At 55.9% G+C, this 304-nt stretch carries 1 pseudogene; it reads left to right on the plus strand.

The window, feature by feature from the left end:
- Window positions 1–304, plus strand: a pseudogene (locus JN414_RS16580) (hypothetical protein); the annotation flags it as partial.

The raw sequence follows: 304 nt of genomic DNA on the forward strand, positions 1-304 counted from the left end.
CCGTGTCATGTTCATGCTTCCAGCGAATGTCACGACAGTTCGTCTGGTATCGCGGGCCAGTCGCCCAAGTGACACGATTGGACCATTCGTAGACGATCGTCGTGATCTCGGCGTTCTTGTCGGGGATGTTTCCCTGTTTGCGTCTCGTCAGACAGTCAGTCTGACCGCTCATCTGTCCCTGTCCAACCTGTCAGGCTGGCATGGGCTGGAATCTTCCACATACCGCTGGACAGATGGCGATGCGACGTTGCCGCTGCAAAGCGGAAATAGCAGCAGGGAACCGGGTATTCTTTCCATTCAGGTC

The sequence above is a fragment of the Gluconobacter sp. Gdi genome, assembly GCF_014132155.1.
Taxonomy (GTDB): domain Bacteria; phylum Pseudomonadota; class Alphaproteobacteria; order Acetobacterales; family Acetobacteraceae; genus Gluconobacter.